This is a genomic window from Streptomyces sp. BoleA5, assembly GCF_000373665.1.
GTDB lineage: Bacteria > Actinomycetota > Actinomycetes > Streptomycetales > Streptomycetaceae > Actinacidiphila.
The window spans coordinates 154,798-175,056 of the sequence record NZ_KB892124.1; the positions used below are offsets into that span (position 1 = coordinate 154,798).

General features: G+C 73.9%; 20 protein-coding genes. 13 read left to right on the forward strand and 7 right to left on the reverse strand.

The window, feature by feature from the left end:
- Positions 1-51: 51 nt before the first annotated feature.
- Entirely contained in the window at positions 52-1,398 is a 1,347-nt protein-coding gene (gene paaK / locus B085_RS0130540) for a phenylacetate--CoA ligase PaaK (RefSeq protein ID WP_018562410.1), read from the reverse strand.
- The gene (gene paaI, locus B085_RS0130545; RefSeq protein WP_018562411.1) at positions 1,395-1,808 is read right to left on the reverse strand and encodes a hydroxyphenylacetyl-CoA thioesterase PaaI; all 414 of its coding nucleotides are present in this window, start codon (positions 1,806-1,808) and stop codon (positions 1,395-1,397) included. The genes paaK and paaI overlap by 4 nt, the downstream gene beginning before the upstream one ends.
- Before the next feature lie 110 nt (positions 1,809-1,918).
- On the opposite strand from paaI, the gene B085_RS0130550 reads away from it, so the two are divergent.
- The 7 genes from B085_RS0130550 (at position 1,919) to B085_RS0130580 (ending at position 8,075) form a co-directional block, all read left to right on the forward strand.
- The gene (locus B085_RS0130550; protein WP_018562412.1) at positions 1,919-3,124 is read left to right on the forward strand and encodes a thiolase family protein; all 1,206 of its coding nucleotides are present in this window, start codon (positions 1,919-1,921) and stop codon (positions 3,122-3,124) included.
- Positions 3,125-3,236: 112 nt separating this feature from the next.
- Positions 3,237-4,220 carry a 1,2-phenylacetyl-CoA epoxidase subunit PaaA gene (paaA, locus tag B085_RS0130555; protein WP_018562413.1) on the forward strand — a complete coding sequence of 328 codons (984 nt, stop codon included), beginning with the start codon at positions 3,237-3,239 and terminating at the stop codon, positions 4,218-4,220.
- On the forward strand, positions 4,217-4,525 hold the full coding sequence (gene paaB, locus B085_RS0130560) for a 1,2-phenylacetyl-CoA epoxidase subunit PaaB (RefSeq protein ID WP_018562414.1): 309 nt from the start codon (positions 4,217-4,219) through the stop codon (positions 4,523-4,525). The genes paaA and paaB overlap by 4 nt, the downstream gene beginning before the upstream one ends.
- Before the next feature lie 9 nt (positions 4,526-4,534).
- Positions 4,535-5,392: a 1,2-phenylacetyl-CoA epoxidase subunit PaaC gene (gene paaC, locus B085_RS0130565; protein ID WP_018562415.1), complete on the forward strand. Its 858-nt coding sequence runs from the start codon at positions 4,535-4,537 to the stop codon at positions 5,390-5,392.
- The gene (gene paaD, locus B085_RS0130570) at positions 5,389-5,910 is read left to right on the forward strand and encodes a 1,2-phenylacetyl-CoA epoxidase subunit PaaD (protein ID WP_018562416.1); all 522 of its coding nucleotides are present in this window, start codon (positions 5,389-5,391) and stop codon (positions 5,908-5,910) included. The genes paaC and paaD overlap by 4 nt, the downstream gene beginning before the upstream one ends.
- Positions 5,910-7,019: a 1,2-phenylacetyl-CoA epoxidase subunit PaaE gene (gene paaE / locus B085_RS0130575; protein WP_018562417.1), complete on the forward strand. Its 1,110-nt coding sequence runs from the start codon at positions 5,910-5,912 to the stop codon at positions 7,017-7,019. Before paaD ends, paaE begins: the two co-directional genes overlap by 1 nt.
- Positions 7,020-7,133: 114 nt before the next feature.
- Positions 7,134-8,075, forward strand: a complete 942-nt coding sequence (locus tag B085_RS0130580) for an anti-sigma factor RsbA family regulatory protein (protein WP_018562418.1) — start codon at positions 7,134-7,136, stop codon at positions 8,073-8,075.
- Between the two features lie 128 nt (positions 8,076-8,203).
- Here B085_RS0130580 and B085_RS47560 read toward each other — a convergent pair whose 3' ends face one another.
- From B085_RS47560 to B085_RS0130600, 4 genes are all read right to left on the reverse strand, one after another.
- The gene (locus B085_RS47560; RefSeq protein ID WP_234018705.1) at positions 8,204-8,338 is read right to left on the reverse strand and encodes a CsbD family protein; all 135 of its coding nucleotides are present in this window, start codon (positions 8,336-8,338) and stop codon (positions 8,204-8,206) included.
- Positions 8,292-9,173, reverse strand: coding sequence for a YihY/virulence factor BrkB family protein (locus tag B085_RS44290; RefSeq protein ID WP_018562419.1), 882 nt, complete (start codon positions 9,171-9,173; stop codon positions 8,292-8,294). The genes B085_RS47560 and B085_RS44290 overlap by 47 nt, the downstream gene beginning before the upstream one ends.
- Positions 9,174-9,337: 164 nt before the next feature.
- A complete protein-coding gene (locus B085_RS0130595; protein WP_018562420.1) occupies positions 9,338-10,486 on the reverse strand; it encodes an iron-containing redox enzyme family protein in 1,149 nt (382 codons plus the stop codon).
- A gap of 109 nt (positions 10,487-10,595) precedes the next feature.
- A complete protein-coding gene (locus tag B085_RS0130600; RefSeq protein WP_018562421.1) occupies positions 10,596-11,057 on the reverse strand; it encodes an SRPBCC family protein in 462 nt (153 codons plus the stop codon).
- 136 nt (positions 11,058-11,193) lie between these two features.
- On the opposite strand from B085_RS0130600, the gene B085_RS0130605 reads away from it, so the two are divergent.
- The 6 genes from B085_RS0130605 to fxsA all read left to right on the forward strand — a co-directional run bounded on the left by B085_RS0130605 (position 11,194) and on the right by fxsA (position 19,704).
- Entirely contained in the window at positions 11,194-13,590 is a 2,397-nt protein-coding gene (locus B085_RS0130605; protein WP_018562422.1) for a SpoIIE family protein phosphatase, read from the forward strand.
- Positions 13,591-13,683: 93 nt separating this feature from the next.
- On the forward strand, positions 13,684-14,124 hold the full coding sequence (locus B085_RS0130610) for an Lrp/AsnC family transcriptional regulator (RefSeq protein WP_018562423.1): 441 nt from the start codon (positions 13,684-13,686) through the stop codon (positions 14,122-14,124).
- Between the two features lie 180 nt (positions 14,125-14,304).
- Positions 14,305-15,855: an amidohydrolase gene (locus B085_RS0130615; protein WP_078620154.1), complete on the forward strand. Its 1,551-nt coding sequence runs from the start codon at positions 14,305-14,307 to the stop codon at positions 15,853-15,855.
- A gap of 705 nt (positions 15,856-16,560) precedes the next feature.
- Positions 16,561-18,219 carry an apolipoprotein N-acyltransferase gene (gene lnt, locus B085_RS44295; protein ID WP_018562425.1) on the forward strand — a complete coding sequence of 553 codons (1,659 nt, stop codon included), beginning with the start codon at positions 16,561-16,563 and terminating at the stop codon, positions 18,217-18,219.
- On the forward strand, positions 18,216-19,010 hold the full coding sequence (locus tag B085_RS0130625) for a polyprenol monophosphomannose synthase (protein ID WP_026251612.1): 795 nt from the start codon (positions 18,216-18,218) through the stop codon (positions 19,008-19,010). Before lnt ends, B085_RS0130625 begins: the two co-directional genes overlap by 4 nt.
- Positions 19,011-19,053: 43 nt before the next feature.
- Positions 19,054-19,704: an FxsA family membrane protein gene (gene fxsA / locus B085_RS0130630; protein ID WP_051102209.1), complete on the forward strand. Its 651-nt coding sequence runs from the start codon at positions 19,054-19,056 to the stop codon at positions 19,702-19,704.
- A gap of 61 nt (positions 19,705-19,765) precedes the next feature.
- On the opposite strand, the gene B085_RS0130635 is transcribed toward fxsA, so the two are convergent.
- Positions 19,766-20,140: an RNA polymerase-binding protein RbpA gene (locus B085_RS0130635; protein ID WP_026251613.1), complete on the reverse strand. Its 375-nt coding sequence runs from the start codon at positions 20,138-20,140 to the stop codon at positions 19,766-19,768.
- Positions 20,141-20,259 lie beyond the last annotated feature (119 nt).

Genomic DNA, 20,259 nt, shown 5'->3' on the forward strand with positions numbered 1-20,259 from the left:
GCATGTCAATCCGGTCGGCCGGGGAGGGGCGCGGGGCGGGTTCCGGCGCCGCTATCCGGCCCGCAGATCCCGTACGCGGCGGATCTTGCCGACGGAGCGCTCGACGGTGTCGGGTTCGACGACCGTCACCTCGACGCTCACGCCCACGCCGTCCTTGACGCCGGCGGCGACGGAGCGCGCCGCCTCCTCGCGCAGTGCGGCCCCGGCGTCCGGGCGCGCCTCGACGACGACCTCCATGTGGTCCATCCGGCCGCGCTTGGTGAGCCGGATCTGGAAGTGCGGGGCCACGCCGGGTGTGCGCAGCACGATCTCCTCGATCTGGCTGGGGAAGACGTTCACCCCGCGCAGGATGATCATGTCGTCGGAGCGGCCGGTGATCTTCTGGATGCGGCGGAAGGCGGGGCGGGCGGTGCCGGGCAGCAGCCGGGTCAGGTCGCGCGTGCGGTAACGGATGATGGGCAGCGCCTCCTTGGTGAGGGAGGTGAAGACGAGCTCGCCCTCCTCGCCCTCCGGCAGAGGTTCGCCCGTGATCGGGTCGACGACCTCGGGGTAGAAGTGGTCCTCCCACACGTGCAGGCCGTCCTTGGTCTCCACGCACTCCTGGGCGACGCCCGGGCCGATCACCTCGGACAGGCCGTAGATGTCGACCGCGTGGATGTCCATGCGCTCCTCGATCTCCCGGCGCATCTCCTCCGTCCACGGCTCCGCGCCGAAGATGCCGACCCGCAGCGAGGTGCCGCGCGGGTCGACGCCCTGGCGCTCGAACTCGTCCAGCAGGGTGAGCATGTAGGACGGGGTGACCATGATGATCTCGGGCCTGAAGTCCTGGATGATCTGCACCTGGCGGGCCGTCATGCCGCCCGAGGCGGGGATCACCGTGCACCCGGCGCGCTCGGCGCCGTAGTGCGCGCCCAGACCGCCGGTGAACAGGCCGTATCCGTAGGAGATGTGCACCTTGTGGCCGGGACGGCCGCCGGCGGCGCGTATGGAGCGGGCCACCACGTCGGACCACATGGACAGGTCGTTCTCGGTGTATCCCACCACGGTGGGCAGGCCGGTCGTGCCGCTGGAGGCGTGGACGCGGCGCACCTGGTCCATGGGGACGGCGAACATGCCGAAGGGGTAGTTGTCGCGCAGGTCGGCCTTGGTGGTGAAGGGGAAGCGGGCCAGGTCGTCCAGGCTCGCGCAGTCCTCGGGGCGCAGCCCGGCCTCGTCGAACTTCTTCCGGTACGCCTCGACGTTGTCGTACGCGTGGCGCAGCGTCGCCCGGAGCCGGGTCGACTGCAGCTCCCGCAGCTGCGCGGGGCTCAGCTTCTCGGCGGGGTCCAGCAGGCCCTGGGGGAGCGGCTCGCCCAGGCGCGTCCCCGCGGTCGCCCGGTTCGCCGGCTCGCTGCTCATCCGTTCTCCTTCGTGCGTCCGATGCTGCGGCTGCGCCCGCGGAACTCGGCGACCACCTGGTCGCCCCGCAGAATGCTCACGTCGTAGATGCCGCTGCGGCCGAAGCGGGTGCGCTCCTGCGCGGTGGCCACCAGTTCGTCCCCCTCGTGGACGGGGGCGACGAAGCTGATGTCGGCGCCGGCGGCGACCGTCACCGGGCCGTGGCTGTTGCAGGCGCAGGCGAAGGCGGTGTCGGCGAAGAGGAAGAGGTAGCCGCCGTGGGCGATTCCGTGCCCGTTGACCATGGCGGGCGTGACGGTCATGCGCAGCACGGCCGTTCCGTCGCCGGTCTCCAGCAGCTCGATGCCGAGGCTCTGCGACGCCTTGTCCGCCGCGAACATGCTCTCCGCCGGGCCCTGCGTCGTGTCCATGGCACCCCTCACGATCGTCACCACCCTTGTGAACCGACCGAACATTCGGTTAGCGTGCGGCACGCTCAAGGTAATCCAGCATCCGAACTGCCTGTCAAGAGGTGGAACGCATGTCCCAGCACCTCCCCGCGCGACCCGCTGACGAGGTCTTCCTGATCGACGGCGCGCGCACCCCGCAGGGCCGCTACGGCGGCGCACTCGCGTCCGTGCGCCCCGACGACCTGGCCGCCCTGGTGGTCGGCGAGGCCGTAGGCCGTGCCGGGATCCCGGCCGAGTCCGTGGACGAGGTGATCCTCGGCGCCGCCAACCAGGCCGGCGAGGACAACCGCGACGTCGCCCGGATGGCCGCGCTGCTGGCCGGTCTGCCGCACACCGTGCCCGGCTACACCGTCAACCGGCTCTGCGCCTCCGGTCTCACCGCCGTCGCCTCGGCGGCGCAGGCGATCCGCTCCGGCGAGGCGGACCTGGTCGTCGCCGGCGGTGTGGAGTCGATGACCCGCGCCCCGTGGGTGATGGCCAAGCCCGGCACCCCGTGGGCCAAGCCCGGCGAGGTGCACGACACCTCCCTGGGCTGGCGCTTCACCAACCCGCGCTTCACCCCCAAGGACACCCTGTCCATGGGGGAGACCGCGGAGGAGGTCGCCGCCCTGGACGGGATCACCCGCGCCGACTCGGACGCCTTCGCGCTGCGCAGCCACCAGCGGGCCGTCGCGGCCCAGGAGGCCGGTCGCTTCGACCGCGAGATCGTGCCGGTCGCCGTCAAGGGCGGCGAGGTCACCCGAGACGAGGGGCCGCGCCCCTCGACCACGCTGGAGAAGTTCGGGTCGCTGCGCACCATCTTCCGCGAGGACGGCATCGTGACCGCCGGCTCCTCCTCGCCGCTCTCGGACGGCGCCGCCGCCCTCGTGGTCGCCGGCCGCGCCGCGGTCGAGCGGTACGGGCTCACCCCCCGCGCCCGGATCGTCACCACCGCCACCGCCGGTGTCGAGCCCCACCTCATGGGCCTCGGACCCGTCCCGGCGACGGAGAAGGCCCTCGCGCGCGCCGGATGGCAGACCGGTGACCTGGACGCCGTCGAGCTCAACGAGGCCTTCGCCGCCCAGGCGCTCGCGGTCGTCCGCCGCCTCAAGCTGGACGAGGAGCGGGTCAACGCCGACGGCGGCGCGATCGCGCTCGGCCACCCGCTGGGCTGCTCCGGAGCCCGCATCCTGCTCACCCTTCTCGGCCGTCTGGAGCGCGAGGGCGGCCGCCGCGGCCTGGCCACCCTCTGCGTGGGGGTCGGCCAGGGCGTGGCGATGCTGGTGGAGCGGGTGTGAGAGCGGAGGCTTCGGCGGAGGGCGGGCCGCCGTCGTCCACAGGGCTTGCCGGGTGCGGCAAAGTTCGTCAGACTGTAACCGAACGAATGGTCGGTAGGGGAAGTTGGTATCGATGACCACACCGAACGCCACCGTGCCGGCGGAGGGCGCGCAGACGCTGCTCCAGGAGCACTTCGACGCCACGATCGCGCGGGACCAGCGCATCGAGCCGCGGGACTGGATGCCCGAGGGCTACCGCAGGACGCTGGTCCGGCAGATCGCGCAGCACGCGCACTCGGAGATCATCGGCATGCAGCCCGAGGGCGAGTGGATCACCCGCGCCCCCTCACTGCGCCGCAAGGCCATCCTGTTCGCGAAGGTCCAGGACGAGGCCGGCCACGGGCTCTACCTCTACTCGGCGGCCGAGACCCTGGGCGTCGACCGCGCGGACCTCACGCAGCGCCTGATCGAAGGCCGCCAGAAGTACTCCTCGATCTTCAACTACCCGACCCTCAGCTTCGCCGACGTCGGCGTCATCGGCTGGTTCGTCGACGGCGCCGCCATCTGCAACCAGGTGCCGCTGTGCCGCTCCTCCTACGGGCCGTACGCCCGCGCCATGGTGCGCATCTGCAAGGAGGAGTCCTTCCACCAGCGCCAGGGCTACGAGCTGCTGATGACGATGATGCGCGGCACCGAGGCCCAGCGGGAGATGGTGCAGGACGCGGTGGACCGCTGGTGGTGGCCGTCACTGATGATGTTCGGCCCGCCCGACGGGGATTCGCCCAACTCGGCCGCCTCCATGGCCTGGAAGATCAAGCGCCACAGCAACGACGAGCTGCGCCAGCGGTTCGTCGACATGACCGTCCCGCAGGCCGACAGGCTCGGCGTGACCCTGCCCGACCCGGAGCTGCGCTGGAACGCGGAGCGCGGCCGGCACGACTTCGGCACCCCCGACTGGTCCGAGCTGCAGCGCGTCATCAGCGGCGACGGACCGTGCAACAGCGAGCGGATGGAACGCCGCCGCTCCGCACACGAGGAAGGCGCCTGGGTGCGCGAGGCCGCGACCGCCCACGCCGCCAAGCGGGCGGCCCGGGCAGAGGAAGGAGCCGTGGCATGAGCACCACCGGCGACAGCACGACCCGGGCCGAGTGGCCCCTGTACGAGGTGTTCGTCCGCGGCAAGCGCGGCCTGAACCACGTCCACGTCGGCTCCCTGCACGCCGCCGACGACCGCATGGCGCTGACCCACGCCCGCGACCTGTACACCCGGCGCAACGAGGGCGTGAGCATCTGGGTGGTGCGGTCGGAGCACATCACCGCGTCCACGAGGGACGAGAAGGACCCCTTCTTCACGCCCAGTGCCGACAAGGTCTACCGGCACCCCACCTTCTACGACATCCCCGAAGACGTCCCCCACATCTAGGAGCAGGGCATGAGCGACGAGCACGTCTACCTGTCCCTGGCCGAGGGGCACGACGACAGCGACGCCCGCTGGGCGTTCGGCACCGGCTTCGAGGACCCGCTGCACGGCGTCGACACCGCCGTGCCCGAGGGCGTGGACGCCGCGGAGCTGGCCGCCCGCTGCCTGGCGCTCGGCGACGACGCCCTGGTCGCCGCCCAGCGCCTGGCCGAGTGGTGCACCCGCGCCCCGGAGCTGGAGGAGGAGGTGGCCCTCGCCAACATCGGGCTCGACCTGCTCGGCCAGGCCCGTCTGCTCTACTCCCGCGCCGGTCAGGTGGACGGCACCGGCCGCGACGAGGACGCCTACGCCTACTTCCGGGACGCCGCCCAGTTCCGCAACGTGCGCCTGGCCGAACTTCCCTGCGGGGACTTCGCGTTCTCCATGGCCCGGCTGCTGGTCACGTCCTGCTGGCGGCTCGCCGTCTTCGAGCCCCTCGCCCGCACCGCGCAGGATCCGGTGCTCGCCGCCGTCGCCGCCAAGGGCGTGAACGAGCTGACCTACCACCGGCAGTACGCCGCGGAGTGGGTGGTACGGCTCGGCGACGGCACCGAGGAGTCGCACCGCCGCATGCGGGCCGGTCTTGAGCAGGCCGCCCCCTACCTGGAGGAGCTCTTCACGGCCGCCGCGACGTGCGGCGCCGACCCGGCCGGTGTGCGGGACGAGGTGACCGCGGCGCTGCGCCAGGTCACCGAGGCCGCCGGGCTGCCCGCGGTCGAGGCCGAGCCCCTGCCCGGCCACGGCCGTGAGGGCGACCGCACCGAACACCTCGCCCCGTTGCTCGCGGAGTTGCAGGGCATCGCCCGGGCGCACCCCGGAGCGGTCTGGTGAGCGCCGTGACCGTGCTCCCCGACGCGCACCGGGCGGCCCGCGTGGCCGCCGAGGTGCCGGACCCAGAGTTGCCCATGCTGACCCTGGCCGACCTCGGCGTGCTGCGCGACGTGGAGGTCGCCCCGGACGGCACCGTCGTCGCCGCCCTCACCCCCACGTACTCGGGCTGCCCCGCCATGGCGGAGATGCGCGCCGATGTGGCCGCCCGGCTGCGCGCCGCCGGCTTCCCCCGGGTCGAGATCCGCACCGTCCTGGACCCGCCGTGGACGACCGACTGGATCACCCCCGAGGGCCGCCGCAAGCTCGCCGAGCACGGCATCGCACCACCCGGCCCCGCGCCCCGGCGCGCCGCCGGGCCGGTGCCGCTGGTGCTCACCACCACCCGGTGCTCGGTCGCCTGCCCCCGCTGCGGTTCGGCGGACACCGAGGAGACCTCGCGCTTCGCCGCCACCTCCTGCAAGGCCCTGTGGCGCTGCCGTGCCTGCCTGGAGCCGTTCGAGTACGTCAAGGAGATCTGATGGCCCCGACCACCCCCGCCCCGCAGGCGCCGGCCCCGCGTGTCCGCCGCCGCCCGGCGTTCCACGGCCTGCGGGTCGCCGCGGTCGAGACGCTCTGCGAGGACGCGGCCGCCGTCAGTTTCGACATACCGCGCGAACTGGCCGAGGAGTTCGCCTTCGCGCCCGGGCAGTCCCTCACGCTGCGCCGCGAGGTCGACGGCCGCGACGAGCGACGCTCGTACTCCATCTGCTCACCCTCCGGTGCCACCCCCCGCATCGGGGTGCGCGTGGTGCCCGGCGGGCTGTTCTCGGCCTGGCTGGTGCACGAGGTGCGCCCGGGCGACATCGTCGAGGTCATGGGGCCCACCGGCGCCTTCACCCCCGACCTCACCGCGCCCGGGCACCATGTGCTCATCGCGGCGGGCTCCGGGATCACCCCGATGCTCTCCATCGCCGAGTCCGTCCTCGCCGCCGACCTCGGCTCCGAGGTCACGCTCTTCTACGGCAACCGGCGCACGGACACGGTCATGTTCGCCGACGAACTCGCCGAGCTGAAGGACCTGTACCCCGCCCGGTTCCAGCTCGCCCACGTGCTCTCACGGGAACCGCGCGAGGCCGACGTGCTCTCCGGCCGGCTGGACGCCGGACGGCTCGCCGCGCTCGTCGAGGGCCTCGTCGACGTCCCGAACGCCGACCACTGGTGGCTGTGCGGTCCGCACGGCATGGTCGTCGACGCCCAGCAGGTCCTCGCCGGGCTCGGCGTGCCGGACGACCGGGTGCACCAGGAGCTGTTCTACGCCGACGACGAACCCGTCATCCCGCTCCGCCACGAGGACGCCGTGACCGAGGGCCCGGTCAGCCAGGTCACCGTCGTCCTCGACGGCCGCACCACCACGGCCGCGCTTCCGCGTGACCGCAGCGTTCTCGACGGCGCCCAGCGCACCCGCCCCGATCTGCCCTTCGCCTGCAAAGGCGGCGTCTGCGGCACCTGCCGGGCACTCGTCACCGACGGCAAGGCGGAGATGCGCCGCAACTTCGCCCTCGAGGCGTCCGAGGTCGACGCGGGCTATGTGCTGACCTGCCAGAGCTATCCGGTCTCCGAGAAGCTGGCGGTCGACTACGACAGCTGACGCCTCGACGAGGCTTCGGCGTCGCCTCGACGACGTCTCGCTGACGGCTCGTCACTGCCTGCGACTCCCGGGAACCGGTTGGTAGGGTCGGCCCCGGGGGTGGGAGGTGGCGACGTGCTGAGTGAGGTCGGCGAGGTATGCGACGCCGGACCGTTCGTGCACCCCGCGCTGTTCTACCGGGACGCGGAGGAGTACACGGCCGACACGGTGCCTTTCCTGCTGGAGGGGATGGACGCGGGGGAACCGGTCGCCGTCGCGGTGCCCCCGCCCCGCCTCGCCCAGCTGCGCGCCGCGTTGGGCCCGCGCGGCACCGAGGTGCGGTGGATCGACATGGAGCGGGCCGGGCGCAATCCCGGCCGCATCATCCCCGGTGTGCTGCGGGCCTTCGCCGACAGCCGCCCGGCGGGCCGGGTGCGCATCATCGGGGAGCCCGTCTGGCCCGGGCGGAGCGCCCTCGAGTACCCGGCGTGCGCCCAGCACGAAGCACTGATCAACATGGCGTTCGCCGGACGTACCGTCACGATCCTGTGCCCCTACGACGCCGCCCGGCTGGACTCCGCGGTGCTGGCGGAGGCCCGCGCCACCCATCCCGTGGTGCTCGACGGTGGCCGTGAGCACCGCAGCGCCCACTACGCCCCGCGCCGGGTGATCGCCGCGCACAACCGGCTGCCGCAACGCCCCTCCGGCGCGCTCGCCTTCGGCTTCGCGGAGCCGCAACTCGCCGAGGCCCGGCACACCGCGACGGCCGAGGCGCGCCGCCTGGGGCTGGAGGGCGACCGGCTCGCCGAGTTCTCCGTCGCCGTCGGCGAACTGATCACGAACAGCGTGCTGCACGGCGGTGGTTCGGGCGCGGTCCACGTCTGGGGGGAGGACGGCCACGTGGTGTGCGAGGTGCACGACCGCGGACGGCTGACCGACCCGCTCGCCGGGCGCCGCCCGGCGTCCCGGGACCTGCCCCATGGCAGGGGCCTGCTGATGGTCAACCGCATCGCCGACCTGGTGCGCCAGCGCGCCACCGGCGACGGCACGACGATCCGCTTCTACCTGCGCTTCTGACCGGCCGCGACCGGCAGGCGTCGCCACGACCGGCCGGGCCCGCCACCGCACGCCCGTGGGACCGGAGGGCGCGCTGCGCCCCGACGGTCCCACGGGCACCCCACAAACGGTGTGCGGACGAGCCGGCGTCAGTGGTCGAGGGTGTCCTTGCCCTTCTCCACTACTTGCTTGGCATCGCCCTTGGCCTGGTCGGCCTTGCCCTTCAGCCGCAAGCTCTCATCGCCGGTCAGCTTGCCCGTGGCCTCCTCGGCTTTGCCCTTCATCTTCTGACCGGTGTTCTTGACCTTCTTCTCGGCACCCATGGGGTTCTCCTTCCGGGGGTCGATCGGCGCTCCCTTCCGCCTGCCCGTAAGGTCCCTGATGAAACCATTTGCTCGGATTCTGCAGATGACGGCCCAGCAGGGCGCCCCCGAACACCACGAAACCCACCCCGATCAGCCAGCACTGCACGATCAGCACCGTGCCGACGGCCCCGTACGAGACGGCGTTGGTCACGATCAGCGGGGCGAACACGAACGAGGAGAACACCCGCAGCCCGATGAGGCCCGCCATGGTCGCGATCGCCCCGGGCACCAGCGCCGCCCACGGCACCTGTCCGGCCAGCAGGAAGTACTGGCCCCACCAGAAGAAGAGGAAGCCCAGCGCGACGCCCGTGCCGCCGCGGAGCACCGTGTCCGGCCACCCCCCGCCCAGCACGGCGCCGCTCTGCGCCTCCGCGAACAGGTAGGCCGTCAGCGCCGCCAGCCACACGGCCCGCCGCCACACGTGGTGCCACGGGGTGGGCGGCACCTGCCAGATCCGGGTGTACCCGACCTCGACGCACGCCGCGAAGGAGAGCCCGAACAGCGCCAGCGCCAGCAGGCTCAGACCGCTCGTACTGCTGATCACCTTGCGCGGGGCGGCGAACAGCTCCTTCACGGCCTGTGCGGGTTCGGCCGACAGCCCCATGCCGTCCACGACCCACTGCGCGAAGCCGTATCCGTGGAAGGGCACCGCCGCGGCGACCACGATCAGCAGCGGGACCAGCGTCACCAGGCCGAGCGCCGCGAATCCCATCGAGCGCTGCAGAAGCTCCAGCTCGCCGCCCTCGTGCCACATGCGGCCCGCCCGTGAGTCCCGCCAGGACCGGTAAGGATGCCGGAGCCAACGGGCCGCCCCACCTGCCATCGCGGCTGCCTCAGCGCACGGTGGCGCCGGCCGCCGCGCGGCGTGCCGTCCCCACGGTCCCCAGGGGTGCTGAGCCCATCGCTCGACCTCCTTGCTCAGGCCTGCTCGGCGGGCTGGACGCCGCTGCGACGCGCTGCCCGAGCCTCCTGAGGTGCCCTTTCCCCGTACGATCCGGACGAACCGGACGGCAGGGAGAGCCCCGGTGCGGTGCGCAGCGAGGTGCGCCCGGCGCGCCACGCGCCCAGCAGGTGCTCCTCCAGGCGCCCGTCCAGCAGTGCCGTGGCGCGGATCCCCAGCACGACGTCGGCGGTGAGACCCGGTTCACGTGCCAGCAGGTCCCCGATCACGTCGCGGCGCATCACCTGCTCGTGCACCGCGTCGGCCTCTATGTGCTCGTCGTAGAAGTGCCGGCAGGCGGCGCCGCCGCCGAGCCGGTCGATGGCCTCCACCGTCCGGCGGGCGGACGGCGCGGTGGTGATCTCGGCGGCGGCGAAGTGTCCCACGAGGGCCCCGCGCAGTTCCCGGTGCAGGCCCAGCCAGGACATCAGGTTCACGGTGGCGAGGGTGACGGCCGGCACGGCGTCCACGTAGTGCCCGTAGGAGGAGTCCAGCCCGGCGTCCCGGAGCAGGTCCGCGTACAGCTGCGCGTGGACGCGCTCCCCGCGCCCGCTCCCGAACTCGTCGTACTCGACGGCCACGAGCGCTGCCTTGGCCTGGCCGGTGAGCCTCGGGATGACCCACGCCTGGGGGTCGGCCTCCTTCAGCTGGTAGACCGACCGGTGCACGAAGTACTCCCGCAGCTGCTCCCAGGTGGCCTCGTCACGGAGGAAGTGCGACACGCCGCGGGCCTCACGAGGCTCGACCAGCAGCCCCTCCAGTTCAGCCTCCAGGGCCGCTCGGCCCGCGGCGCCGTCCGGCGTGGCGGGCAGGCCGGCGCGGATCGCCGTCCCGAAGGCTCCCTCCATGGCACCGCGCAGCGCCAGCAGGCCCGGATCCCACTCCCAGCCCGGGTGCACCCCGGCGAAGCCCCGGTAGTGGAGCTCGTAGCAGACGTGCAGGGCGAGCTGCAGGTCCTCGCCGAACGGATCGGCGTCCTCGACCGCGCAGGCGGGCGGCGGCAGGGCGGTTCCCGGCGGGCCCCCGGTCAGGGCGCCCAGCACGGTCCGGGAGAGGGGGCCGCGCGCCGCGGGCGGCGCGGGCTCGGCGGTCACGGGAGCGGTCGAGAGGTCGCGCACGGCGTCCATCGGGTCCTCCGTCGGTCTGGTGCGGTGAGGCCCTCGGCGTGCGGGCGTCCCCGGGGCCGGCCGGTGGCCGCCCGCCGCCGCGCTGCGGGCACGCCGGCCCGGGCGGAGGTCATCCGCCCGGGGCGACGCGGCCGCGCCAGGCGCCCGTCTCGCTGCCCCGCTCCTCGATGAAGTGCTTGAACCGCCGTAGGTCGCCCCGCGCCCGCCGGTCGACGACGCCGAGGGCGTCGGCCGCCTTCTCCGCGAGCCCGGAGGTCTCCACCTCCATGGCGAGGTTGACCCGGGTGTGCGAGGCGTCCAGCTCCAGGAAGGTCACGACACCGCGCTGCCGTACGTCCCCGGTGACGGTGCGCCACGCGACCCGCTCGTCCGGAAGCTGGTCGACGATCTCCGTGTCGAACTCCCGACGCGCACCGGCGACATTCATCACCCAGTGGTTGTGCCGGTCGTCGACCTGGGTCACCTGTTCCACGCCCTCCATGAAGTTCGGGAACTCCTCGAACTGCGTCCACTGGTTGTACGCGGTGTGCAGCGGGACGCCGACGTCGACGGATTCGCTGATCGTGCCCATGGGTGCTCTCCTTCCGAGGAATCCTCTGGGTCGGCTTCCCGGTGCGGATGCGCCTAATCGTCCCGATACGGTGCGTCCCCCCGCCGCCCACCCGGCGCGGGATTCCCCCGGGGAGTGATTGTGCGATGCTCGCAGAGTGAGCCACGACGGCGTCGCCTCCGCGTCCGGTGGCCGGCCCGACGAGCGGTCCGCGGCCGACCAGCTGGCCCGTACCGTCGCCCGGCTCCGCGCCGAACTCGACGAGGAGCGGCTCGCCGCACCCGCCCGGTCCGCGGCCGAACGGGCCAGGGGAGTCCTGATGGGACGGCTCGGGGTGGGCCCCGGCGCCGCCCAGGAGGAACTGGAGCGGCGCGCGAACCGGGCCGGACGCACCGTGCTGGAGGAGGCATGGGCGCTCCTCGGCGACATCCACACCCCCCGCGTCCCGCTCACCCCGCCGCAGCAGCCGGAACCGGCCGCCGACTCCGGCGTCCCCCCGCCCGGCGAACTGCCCTCCGTCTTCACCTCGTCCAGGTACACTTCCCGGCACCGCCGCCCGACTCCGCGCCCGCTGGGGATCGACGGCGTCCGCACCGCCGCGGGCACCTCGGAGGAACTGACCTGGCTGCTCGTCGGGCGACTCGGGGAGAGCGCGGACGTCGACGCCGTCCTGCTCTACACCAGCGCACCCGCGGGCGGGCTCGACCTCGTCGCCCACTCGGGCATCGACGCGGGCACCGCATCCGCCTGGGGACACGTGCCGCCGCTGGCGGAGCTGGCACCCGTGGAGGCGGTCCGCCTGGGCCGCCCGGTGTGGCTCCGCGGCCTCGACAAGGACGGCGCCGACCGCGCCCTCGTGGGCGACCGCCCCGGCACATGGGCCTCCCGGGCCTGGCTGCCGCTGCGCCGCGGCGAGGACGTGGTGGGCGTGGCGGGATTCCTCCGCGAACGCCCCGGCGACTTCGACGCCGCCGACCGCGCCGTGCTGACCGCCGCCGCGCGGGCCTGCGAGACGTGCCTGTCACCCGTCCCCGCCGTGACCTGGCCGGCGACCGTCCAGGCCGTCCTCGACACCCTGTTCGAGGCCGCCGTCCTCCTCGTCCCCGTACGGGGCGCGGAGGGCGAGGTGACCGACTTCCGCATCGAGGCGGCCGCCCCGGCCTCGGTGGACGTGGCCGGGCGTACGGGGCGCGAACTGGTCGGGCGGCGCGTCCTGGAGTGCTACCCGACGGTGGCCGGCACCCCGCTCTGGCACGGATACCTGGAGACCCTCTCGACCGGTGAGCCGTTCGAGAGCGACCTCTTCGAGTACCACGAGGTGGCCGCGGGCATACCGCGGACCTCCACCTACTCCGTGGCGGCGGCGCGCCTGGGCGATGCCCTCGTCGTGTCCTGGCTGCGGCACGACACGGCCGACCGGGAGGTCGAACGGCTGCGCCGCCTGCAGCACCTGGGCAACCTAGGCTGGGCCGACTGGGACCTGGTCGCGGACGACCTGAGCTGGTCGCCGCAGGTGTACACGGTCTTCGACCGGGACCCGGCACTCGGGCCGATGCCGCTCGACGAGCTGCCGCAGCACCTCTTCCCCGAGGACGTCCCCGCCGTGGGCGCCGCGGTGCACGCGCTGCTCGAACGGGGCGAACCGGTCGACGCGCCCTTCCGTATCCGCACCGCCCACGGCACCCGCCACCTGCGCATGGTCGCCGAGGCCGTCACCGACGCCGAGGGCACGCCCGTGGTGGTGCACGGCTTCTTCCAGGACCTGACCGACCTGCGCCACGGCGAGATCGCCCTCGACGAGGCCCACCGCGCGTTCAGCACGCAGCAGCGGACGTTGAACGCCGAGCACATCCTGGCGCGGCGGCTGCAGCGCGCGCTGCTGCCCGTCCCCGAGGAACCCTTCCAGCTGGGCGGCGTCAGCTGCGACGTCTCGTACCTGCCGGCCGAGAGCACGATCCAGATCGGCGGCGACTGGTTCACCGCGGTCGCGCTCCCCGACGGCTCCGTGATGCTCGCGGTCGGCGACGTCGCCGGCCACGGCGTCGAGGCCGTGGCCACGATGGCCGGGCTCCGCTACGGCGCCGAGGCCATGGCCCTGAGCGGCACGCCCCCGCACCGCCTGCTGGAGCGCCTCAACCAGGTGCTCATGAACACCGGTTCCGCGACCGCCACCATGGTCCTCGCCCAGTACCGGCCCGCCGAGGGCGTCCTCACCTGGGCGCAGGCCGGGCACCTCCCCGTGCTCCACCTCCACGGCGGACGCGCCGCGTACCTGGAGCGCCCGGAGGGGCGCATCCTCGGCGCCGGCCGCGACAGCGTCTACGGCCTGTGCGAGACCCCGCTGCGCCCCGGGGACCGGCTCTTCCTCTTCACCGACGGTCTCATCGAGCGCCGCGGCCAGGATCTCGACACCGGCCTCGCCGACCTCGCCCGCGTCGCCGAGCGCGTCGCCACGGAGGACTGCACCACGGTCGCCGCCGTCCTCACGCACGCCCTCGGCCCCGCCAACCCGCGGGACGACACCTGCCTCCTCTGCGTCCGCATCTGCCCCTGACCCCCGAGGCCCGGCACCCGGGGCCCCGGCCCCGACCGGTGCCGGGGCGGCCGGATACCGCCGGCGACCGCGGACCCTGTAGGTTCTTGCGCTGTGGAGGAGCTGGACCGGCAGATCGTGGAACTTCTCGTGGCCGACGGGCGCATGAGCTACACCGACCTGGGCAAGGCCACCGGCCTGTCCACGTCCGCGGTGCACCAGCGCGTCCGGCGCCTGGAACAGCGCGGGGTGATCCGCGGGTACGCGGCGATCGTGGACCCGGAGTCGGTGGGCCTGTCGCTGACGGCGTTCATCTCGGTGAAGCCCTTCGACCCGAGCGCCCCCGACGACATCGCCGACCGGCTCGCCGAGGTCCCCGAGATCGAGGCCTGCCACAGCGTCGCGGGCGAGGAGAACTACATCCTCAAGGTCCGGGTGGCGACCCCGATCGAGCTGGAGCACCTGCTCGCGAGGATCCGCACACTGGCCGGGGTCTCCACCCGCACCACGGTCGTCCTCTCCACGCCGTACGAGGCGCGACCACCACGCGTCTGAGGGGACCCTCGGCCCCCGACCCACCGCACCATCCCGTCCCCGCCCCCACCGGCACCCGGGCGGGCCCACCATCACATCGCGAGGCGAAACCCAGTGCCGCACACCACGAACGAGCCGACCACCACCGTGCTGCTGCGCGGCGGCAACGTCTACAGCCCCGCCGACCCCTTCGCGACGGCCATGGTCGTCGACGGCGGCACGGTCGCCTGGGTCGGCTCCGAGGGCGCCGCGGATTCCTACGCGGCGGGCGCGGACGAGGTGATCGACCTCGACGGGGCGCTGGTCACCCCCGCCTTCACCGACGCCCATGTGCACACCACCGCCACCGGCCTGGCGCTGACCGGCCTCGACCTGGCCCCGTCCCGGGACCTGGCCGACGCCCTCGCCCGGGTCGCCGCGTTCGCGCACGCCCACCCCGCCCACCGCGTGCTGCTCGGTCACGGCTGGGACGAGAGCCGCTGGCCCGAGCAGCGTCCGCCGACCCGCGCGGAGCTCGACGCGGCGACCGGCGGCCGCCCCCTGTACCTGACGCGCGCCGACGTCCACTCGGCCGTCGTCACCAGCGCCCTGCTCGCGCTGGTCCCCGGCGCCGAGGCCATGGCCGGCCACCACCCCGACGGGCCCCTGACCCGCGACGCCCACCACGCGGTCCGGCGCGCCGCCTACGCCGCCGTCACGCCCGAGCAGCGCGCCGCGGCCCAGCGTGCCGCGCTCGCACACGCCGCCTCGCTCGGCATCGGCGCCGTCCACGAGTGCGCAGGGCCGGACATCTCCTCCGAGGACGACCTCACCGCGCTGCTGCGGCTCGCCGCCGCCGAGCCCGGGCCGCACGTGTTCGGCTACTGGGCCGAGGCCGTGACGCGCGCCGGGGACCTCGCGCGGATCCGCGACCTGGGCGCCGTCGGCGCCGGCGGCGACCTCTTCGTGGACGGCTCCATCGGCTCCCGTACGGCCTGCCTGCACGCCCCCTACACCGACGCGCCCGCCGCCGGCGGCACCGCCTACCTGGACGCGGACGCGATCGCCGAACACGTGGCGGTGTGCACCGAGGCCGGGGTGCAGGCGGGGTTCCACGCGATCGGCGACGCCGCCGTGGCGGCCGTCGCGCGGGGGGTGCGCGAGGCCGCCGCCCGGGTGGGCCTGGACCGGGTGCGCGCGCTGCGCCACCGCGTGGAGCACGCCGAGATGATGTCCGAGGAGACCATCGCCGCCTTCGCCGAGCTGGGCCTGGTCGCCTCCGTACAGCCCGCCTTCGACGCCGCGTGGGGCGGTGAGGACGGCATGTACGCCCAGCGCCTCGGCGCCGAGCGGGCCCGCACCCTCAACCCGTTCGCGGCGATGACCCGGGCCGGTGTGCCCCTGGCCCTCGGCTCCGACAGCCCGGTCACCCCGCTCGACCCCTGGGGCACGCTGCGCGCCGCGGCGTTCCACCGGACCCTGGAGCACCGCATCTCCGTCCGCGGCGCGTTCAACGCCCACACCCGCGGCGGCTGGCGTGCCGTGGGCCGCGACGACGCGGGCGTCCTCGTGCCCGGCGCACCCGCGGACTACGTGGTGTGGCAGGCCGGTGACCTCGTGGTCCAGGCCCCCGACGAGCGGGTCGCCAACTGGTCGACCGACCCGCGCTCCGGCACCCCCGGCCTGCCCGACCTCACCCCCGGGCTCCCGCTGCCGACGGCGATGCGCACCGTGGTCGGCGGCCGTACGGTCTTCGCACGGCCGAACGAGTGACGGGTCAACGGCCGATGCCCCGAACGGTTCTCCGTCGGGATGGCATGGAACTTTCCCCGGCCTTGCGTTGACCTGCTGATTCGGTCAATCCACGCAGGTCAAGCCGCTGTTGACAGGCGGCGGTCGGGGGCGAGTAGGTTCGGCCGGGTCCACCACCGGACGTCCGACCGGATCTCCGTGCGCCGACGGCCGCAGCTGGGCCACCGGGCGTCGCGCCGTACGGCGCGCGCCACCGGAGCCAGGTCCAGCACTCGCGGCACGGAACGCGGTCCGCCTCGCCGAGAGGCTCCGCCCGGTCGGCAGGTGTGACCCGGGAGGGGCCCGGACGCCCAGTAGACAACGGCCTTGTCGCCGATCCGCAGCCAGCGGGTCCCAGGTCGGCCCGAAGGGCGTTCCGGGCCCCGAGCAGATCACGCCCCTCCCCGCCCGCCGTCGCTGCCCCGCCGGCCCTGAACCGCCCGGCCTGTGTGGCGGGGGTGCCGCCGCAAGGGCGCCGGCCGCCCGCAGGGGCTGATCGACGGCGTCCGGCGCCGGCCGGGACGCCGCCAGGGGCGGTCCGTGCCCGCGTTCGGCGCAGTGCCCCGCGCCGGCGGTTCCGTGCCGAGCGCCCGCGCGGGAGGCTTTGCCCGCCCGGGGTCCGCGGACAGGGCCGTTGGAGGTACGGTCACTCTCACACAGTGACCACCTGCAGGAAGGCCGCGTACCTTGCGACCGCGCTCCGACGCCGCACCGGCCCCCGCCGCGCCGCCGGCGACGTCCGTAGAACCGCTGCCGCCGCCCGCCCCGGCACCCGGGCGCACGGCCCGCATGGCCCACGCCGTGCGGGCGAACGCGCGGCGGTCGGCGCTCGCCGCACTGTGCGGCCTGGCCCTGGCGGCCGCGTTCCCGCCGTACGGGGTGTGGCCGCTGTCGGTCGTGGCCGTGGCGGGTCTCGCGCTGCTGACCCGGGGCCGCAGCGCCCGTCAGGGCGCGTGGCTGGGCTTCGCCTTCGGACTGCCGTTCTTCGTATGGCTCCTGATGTGGCTGCGGGTGATCGGCTGGGACGCGGTCGTGGGCCTGTCCGTCATCGAGGCCGCCTTCGTCGCCGTGCTGGGCGCCGGCCTGGCGGTCACCTCACGGCTGCGTGCCTGGCCGCTGTGGGGCGCCTGCCTGTGGGTGGCGGAGGAACTCGCCAGGGACCGGCTGCCGTTCGGCGGCTTCCCCTGGGGCAGGCTGGCCTTCGCGAACACCGGCACCCCCTTCACCCCGCTCGCCGCGCTCGGCGGCGCGCCGCTGGTGACCTTCGCCGTCGCACTGTGCGGCTCGCTGCTGGCCGCGGCCGCCGTCGCCGTGTGGCGGCTGCGCAAGGGCCCGGTCGTCTTCGGCAGGCGGCGCTTCGTGCCCGCCACGTCGGCCTCGGTGCTTGCCGCCGCCGCCTTCGCCGCGGGGTACGCGGTGCCGGTGCCCACCGCGGCCGACGACACCGTCCGGGTGGCCATCGTGCAGGGCAACGTCCAGCAGCCGGGGATGCACTTCCTCGGCCGGCCGCTGAAGATCCTCACCAACCACGTCGAGGCGACCCTGAAGCTCGCCGAGGACGTCAAGGCGGGCCGCGTGCCCAAGCCCGATCTGGTGATCTGGCCCGAGAACTCCTCCGACATGGACCCGTTCGCCGAGCCCCAGGCCTACGCCCTGATCACCGAGGCGGTCCGGGCCGTCGGCGTCCCCGTCCTCGTCGGCGCCCTGGTCGACGGGCCGGACGCGGACCACGTCCAGAACGAGGGCATCGTCTGGGACCCGGAGAGCGGCCCCGGCGACCACTACACCAAGCAGCACCCGGTGCCCTTCGGCGAGTACGTGCCCTTCCGCGAGCAGCTCACCAAGGTCATCAAGCGGCTCGACCAGGTCCCGCGCGACTTCTATCCCGGCAAGGGCAGCGGGGTCCTGCAGATCGGCCCGGCGAAGCTCGGCGACGTCATCTGCTTCGAGGTGGCGTACGACGGGATCGTCCACGACACCGTCACCGCGGGCGCCCGCGCCCTGGTCATCCAGACCAACAACGCCACCTACGGCCGCACCGGCCAGCCCGAGCAGCAGCTGGCGATGTCTCGGCTGCGCGCGGTCGAGCACGGCCGCGCCGTGGTGACGGCGGCGACCAGCGGCATCACCGCCGTGGTCGCCCCCGACGGGCGGATCGAGCAGCAGACCGAGGAGTTCACGCGGGCCGTGCTCAGCGCGCAGCTGCCCCTCCGCGACGATCTGACCGTCGCCGACCGCGTCGGCTCCGCTCCCGAATGGACCCTCGCTATGGTGGGCCTCCTGTCCTGGGCCGCGGCGATCGTGCTGGGCAGGCGAGGACGTACCGAGACGGAGGAGCAGCAGTGAGCGATGGCGGTGGGGTCACCCGTGGCGCAGCCCAGGGGAGGGCTTTCGGGCCGCTCGGCTCGGTTCTCGTGATCATCCCGACGTACAACGAGGCCGACAACGTCAAGCCGATCGTCGCCCGGGTCCGCGCGGCCGTGCCCGAGGCGCACGTCCTCGTCGCGGACGACAACAGCCCCGACGGCACCGGCAAGCTCGCCGACGAACTGGCCGCGGCCGACGACCACGTCCACGTGCTGCACCGCAAGGGCAAGGAGGGGCTGGGCGCCGCCTACCTGGCGGGCTTCCGCTGGGGCATCGAGCACGACTACGGCGTGCTCGTGGAGATGGACGCCGACGGCTCGCACCAGCCCGAGGAGTTGCCGCGTCTGCTGACCGCGCTCAAGGGCGCCGACGTGGTGCTGGGCTCCCGGTGGATCCCGGGCGGGCGCGTGGTCAACTGGCCCAAGTCCCGGGAGTTCCTGTCGCGCGGCGGCAGCACGTACTCGCGGCTGCTGCTCGACGTGCCGCTGCGCGACGTCACCGGAGGCTACCGGGCGTTCCGCAAGGAGACGCTGCTGGGCCTGGGGATGGAGGAGGTGGCCTCCCAGGGCTACTGCTTCCAGGTCGACCTCGCCTGGCGCGCGGTGAAGTCCGGCTTCCACGTCGTCGAGGTCCCGATCACCTTTGTGGAGCGGGAGCGCGGCGACAGCAAGATGAGCCGGGAGATCGTCGCCGAGGCTCTGTGGCGGGTCACCGCCTGGGGCGTCGGCTCCCGTGTGAGGCGGCTGGCGTCCGGACGGCGCCGCGGCTGACCGGCCCTCCGGGCTCCGGCGGGGAACAGGCACAATGGTGCGTATGACGATCAGTTCCCCGCCGCCGGCCGGTCCGCGGCAACCGGGTGGCGACGCGCGTCCGCGACGGCGTTCGCGCGCCGGCAGGTGGATACCGCTGGGTGTGGCCGCCTACGCGCTGCTGGAGATCTGGCTCCTCATCCTCGTGGCCGGGGCCGCCGGCGGACTCACCGTCCTCCTGCTGCTCGTGGTGGGCTTCGTCGGCGGGGCGCTGGCCGTGCGGCATGCCGGGCGCAGCGCCTGGCGGGCGCTGAACGAGGCCATGCGCTCCGGCGGACCCGAGCGGGACGAGCGGGACCGCGAGGGGCGGGATGCGGCGGGGGCCGGGAACGGCCGCAGCGGCGCGGCGCCGATCATGATCGGTGGCCTGCTGCTGATGGTGCCCGGGTTGGTCTCGGACCTGGCGGGGCTGCTCTTCCTCTTCCCGCCGACCCGTTCGCTGCTGACGCGTGCGGGCGCGCGCGCCCTGGACCGCCGGGCCGCCGCGGCCCGTGAGCGGGAAGCGGGCTCGGGCTCGCTGGGCGACCTCTTCGCCCAGGCGCGTGCCGCCGAGGAGCAGATGCGCATCCACCGTCCCGACGGCAAGGTCATCCAGGGCGAGGTCGTCGACCGCGGCCCGGAGCGGAACGACGAAAACCCCGGGCCGCGGCACTGAAGCCACGCTCGCCCGGGGCGCACGTCTGCCGGGCCCGCCCCTCACGGGCCCATTCCTTCTGTCAGGCGGTCTTGCGGTGGTCCCGCGGATGCACCGCGATGTTCATGGCGCCGGAGCGCAGGACGGCCAGCCGCTCGGCCAGCACCTCCTCCAGCTCCTCGAGCGTGCGCCGCTCCATGAGCATGTCCCAGTGCGTACGCGCGGGCTTGCTCGCCTTCTCCTCCGGGCCCTCTCCATCGACCAGGAGCGCGATCTGGCCGCAGGCGCGGCACTCCCACTCCGGCGGAATCTCGGCTTCCACCGAGAACGGCATCTCGAATCGATGTCCGTTCCGGCATGCGTACTCAACGGTCTGGCGCGGTGCCAGATCGATGCCGCGGTCGGTCTCGTAGCTCGTCGCCCCGAGTCGCGTGCCGCGGAGAGCTCGCTCACTCATGAATCGTGCCTCCCGGGCTGTGTCGCCCACAGGACAGGTGTCGCTGTCGTCGTCATCCGGTCAACGTCCGGTCGGCGGTGAAGATTCCCGTTGCCGGGAGGTGCGTCGCCCGTCGTGCC

Coding starts and splice junctions, on each gene's coding strand:
- paaK (WP_018562410.1), bottom strand. CDS start 1,398: ATGAGCAGCGAGCCGGCGAACCGGGCGACCGCGGGGACGCGCCTGGGC.
- paaI (WP_018562411.1), bottom strand. CDS start 1,808: ATGGACACGACGCAGGGCCCGGCGGAGAGCATGTTCGCGGCGGACAAG.
- B085_RS0130550 (WP_018562412.1), top strand. CDS start 1,919: ATGTCCCAGCACCTCCCCGCGCGACCCGCTGACGAGGTCTTCCTGATC.
- paaA (WP_018562413.1), top strand. CDS start 3,237: ATGACCACACCGAACGCCACCGTGCCGGCGGAGGGCGCGCAGACGCTG.
- paaB (WP_018562414.1), top strand. CDS start 4,217: ATGAGCACCACCGGCGACAGCACGACCCGGGCCGAGTGGCCCCTGTAC.
- paaC (WP_018562415.1), top strand. CDS start 4,535: ATGAGCGACGAGCACGTCTACCTGTCCCTGGCCGAGGGGCACGACGAC.
- paaE (WP_018562417.1), top strand. CDS start 5,910: ATGGCCCCGACCACCCCCGCCCCGCAGGCGCCGGCCCCGCGTGTCCGC.
- B085_RS47560 (WP_234018705.1), bottom strand. CDS start 8,338: ATGAAGGGCAAAGCCGAGGAGGCCACGGGCAAGCTGACCGGCGATGAG.
- B085_RS44290 (WP_018562419.1), bottom strand. CDS start 9,173: ATGTGGCACGAGGGCGGCGAGCTGGAGCTTCTGCAGCGCTCGATGGGA.
- B085_RS0130595 (WP_018562420.1), bottom strand. CDS start 10,486: ATGGACGCCGTGCGCGACCTCTCGACCGCTCCCGTGACCGCCGAGCCC.
- B085_RS0130600 (WP_018562421.1), bottom strand. CDS start 11,057: ATGGGCACGATCAGCGAATCCGTCGACGTCGGCGTCCCGCTGCACACC.
- B085_RS0130615 (WP_078620154.1), top strand. CDS start 14,305: ATGGTCGTCGACGGCGGCACGGTCGCCTGGGTCGGCTCCGAGGGCGCC.
- fxsA (WP_051102209.1), top strand. CDS start 19,054: ATGACGATCAGTTCCCCGCCGCCGGCCGGTCCGCGGCAACCGGGTGGC.
- B085_RS0130635 (WP_026251613.1), bottom strand. CDS start 20,140: ATGAGTGAGCGAGCTCTCCGCGGCACGCGACTCGGGGCGACGAGCTAC.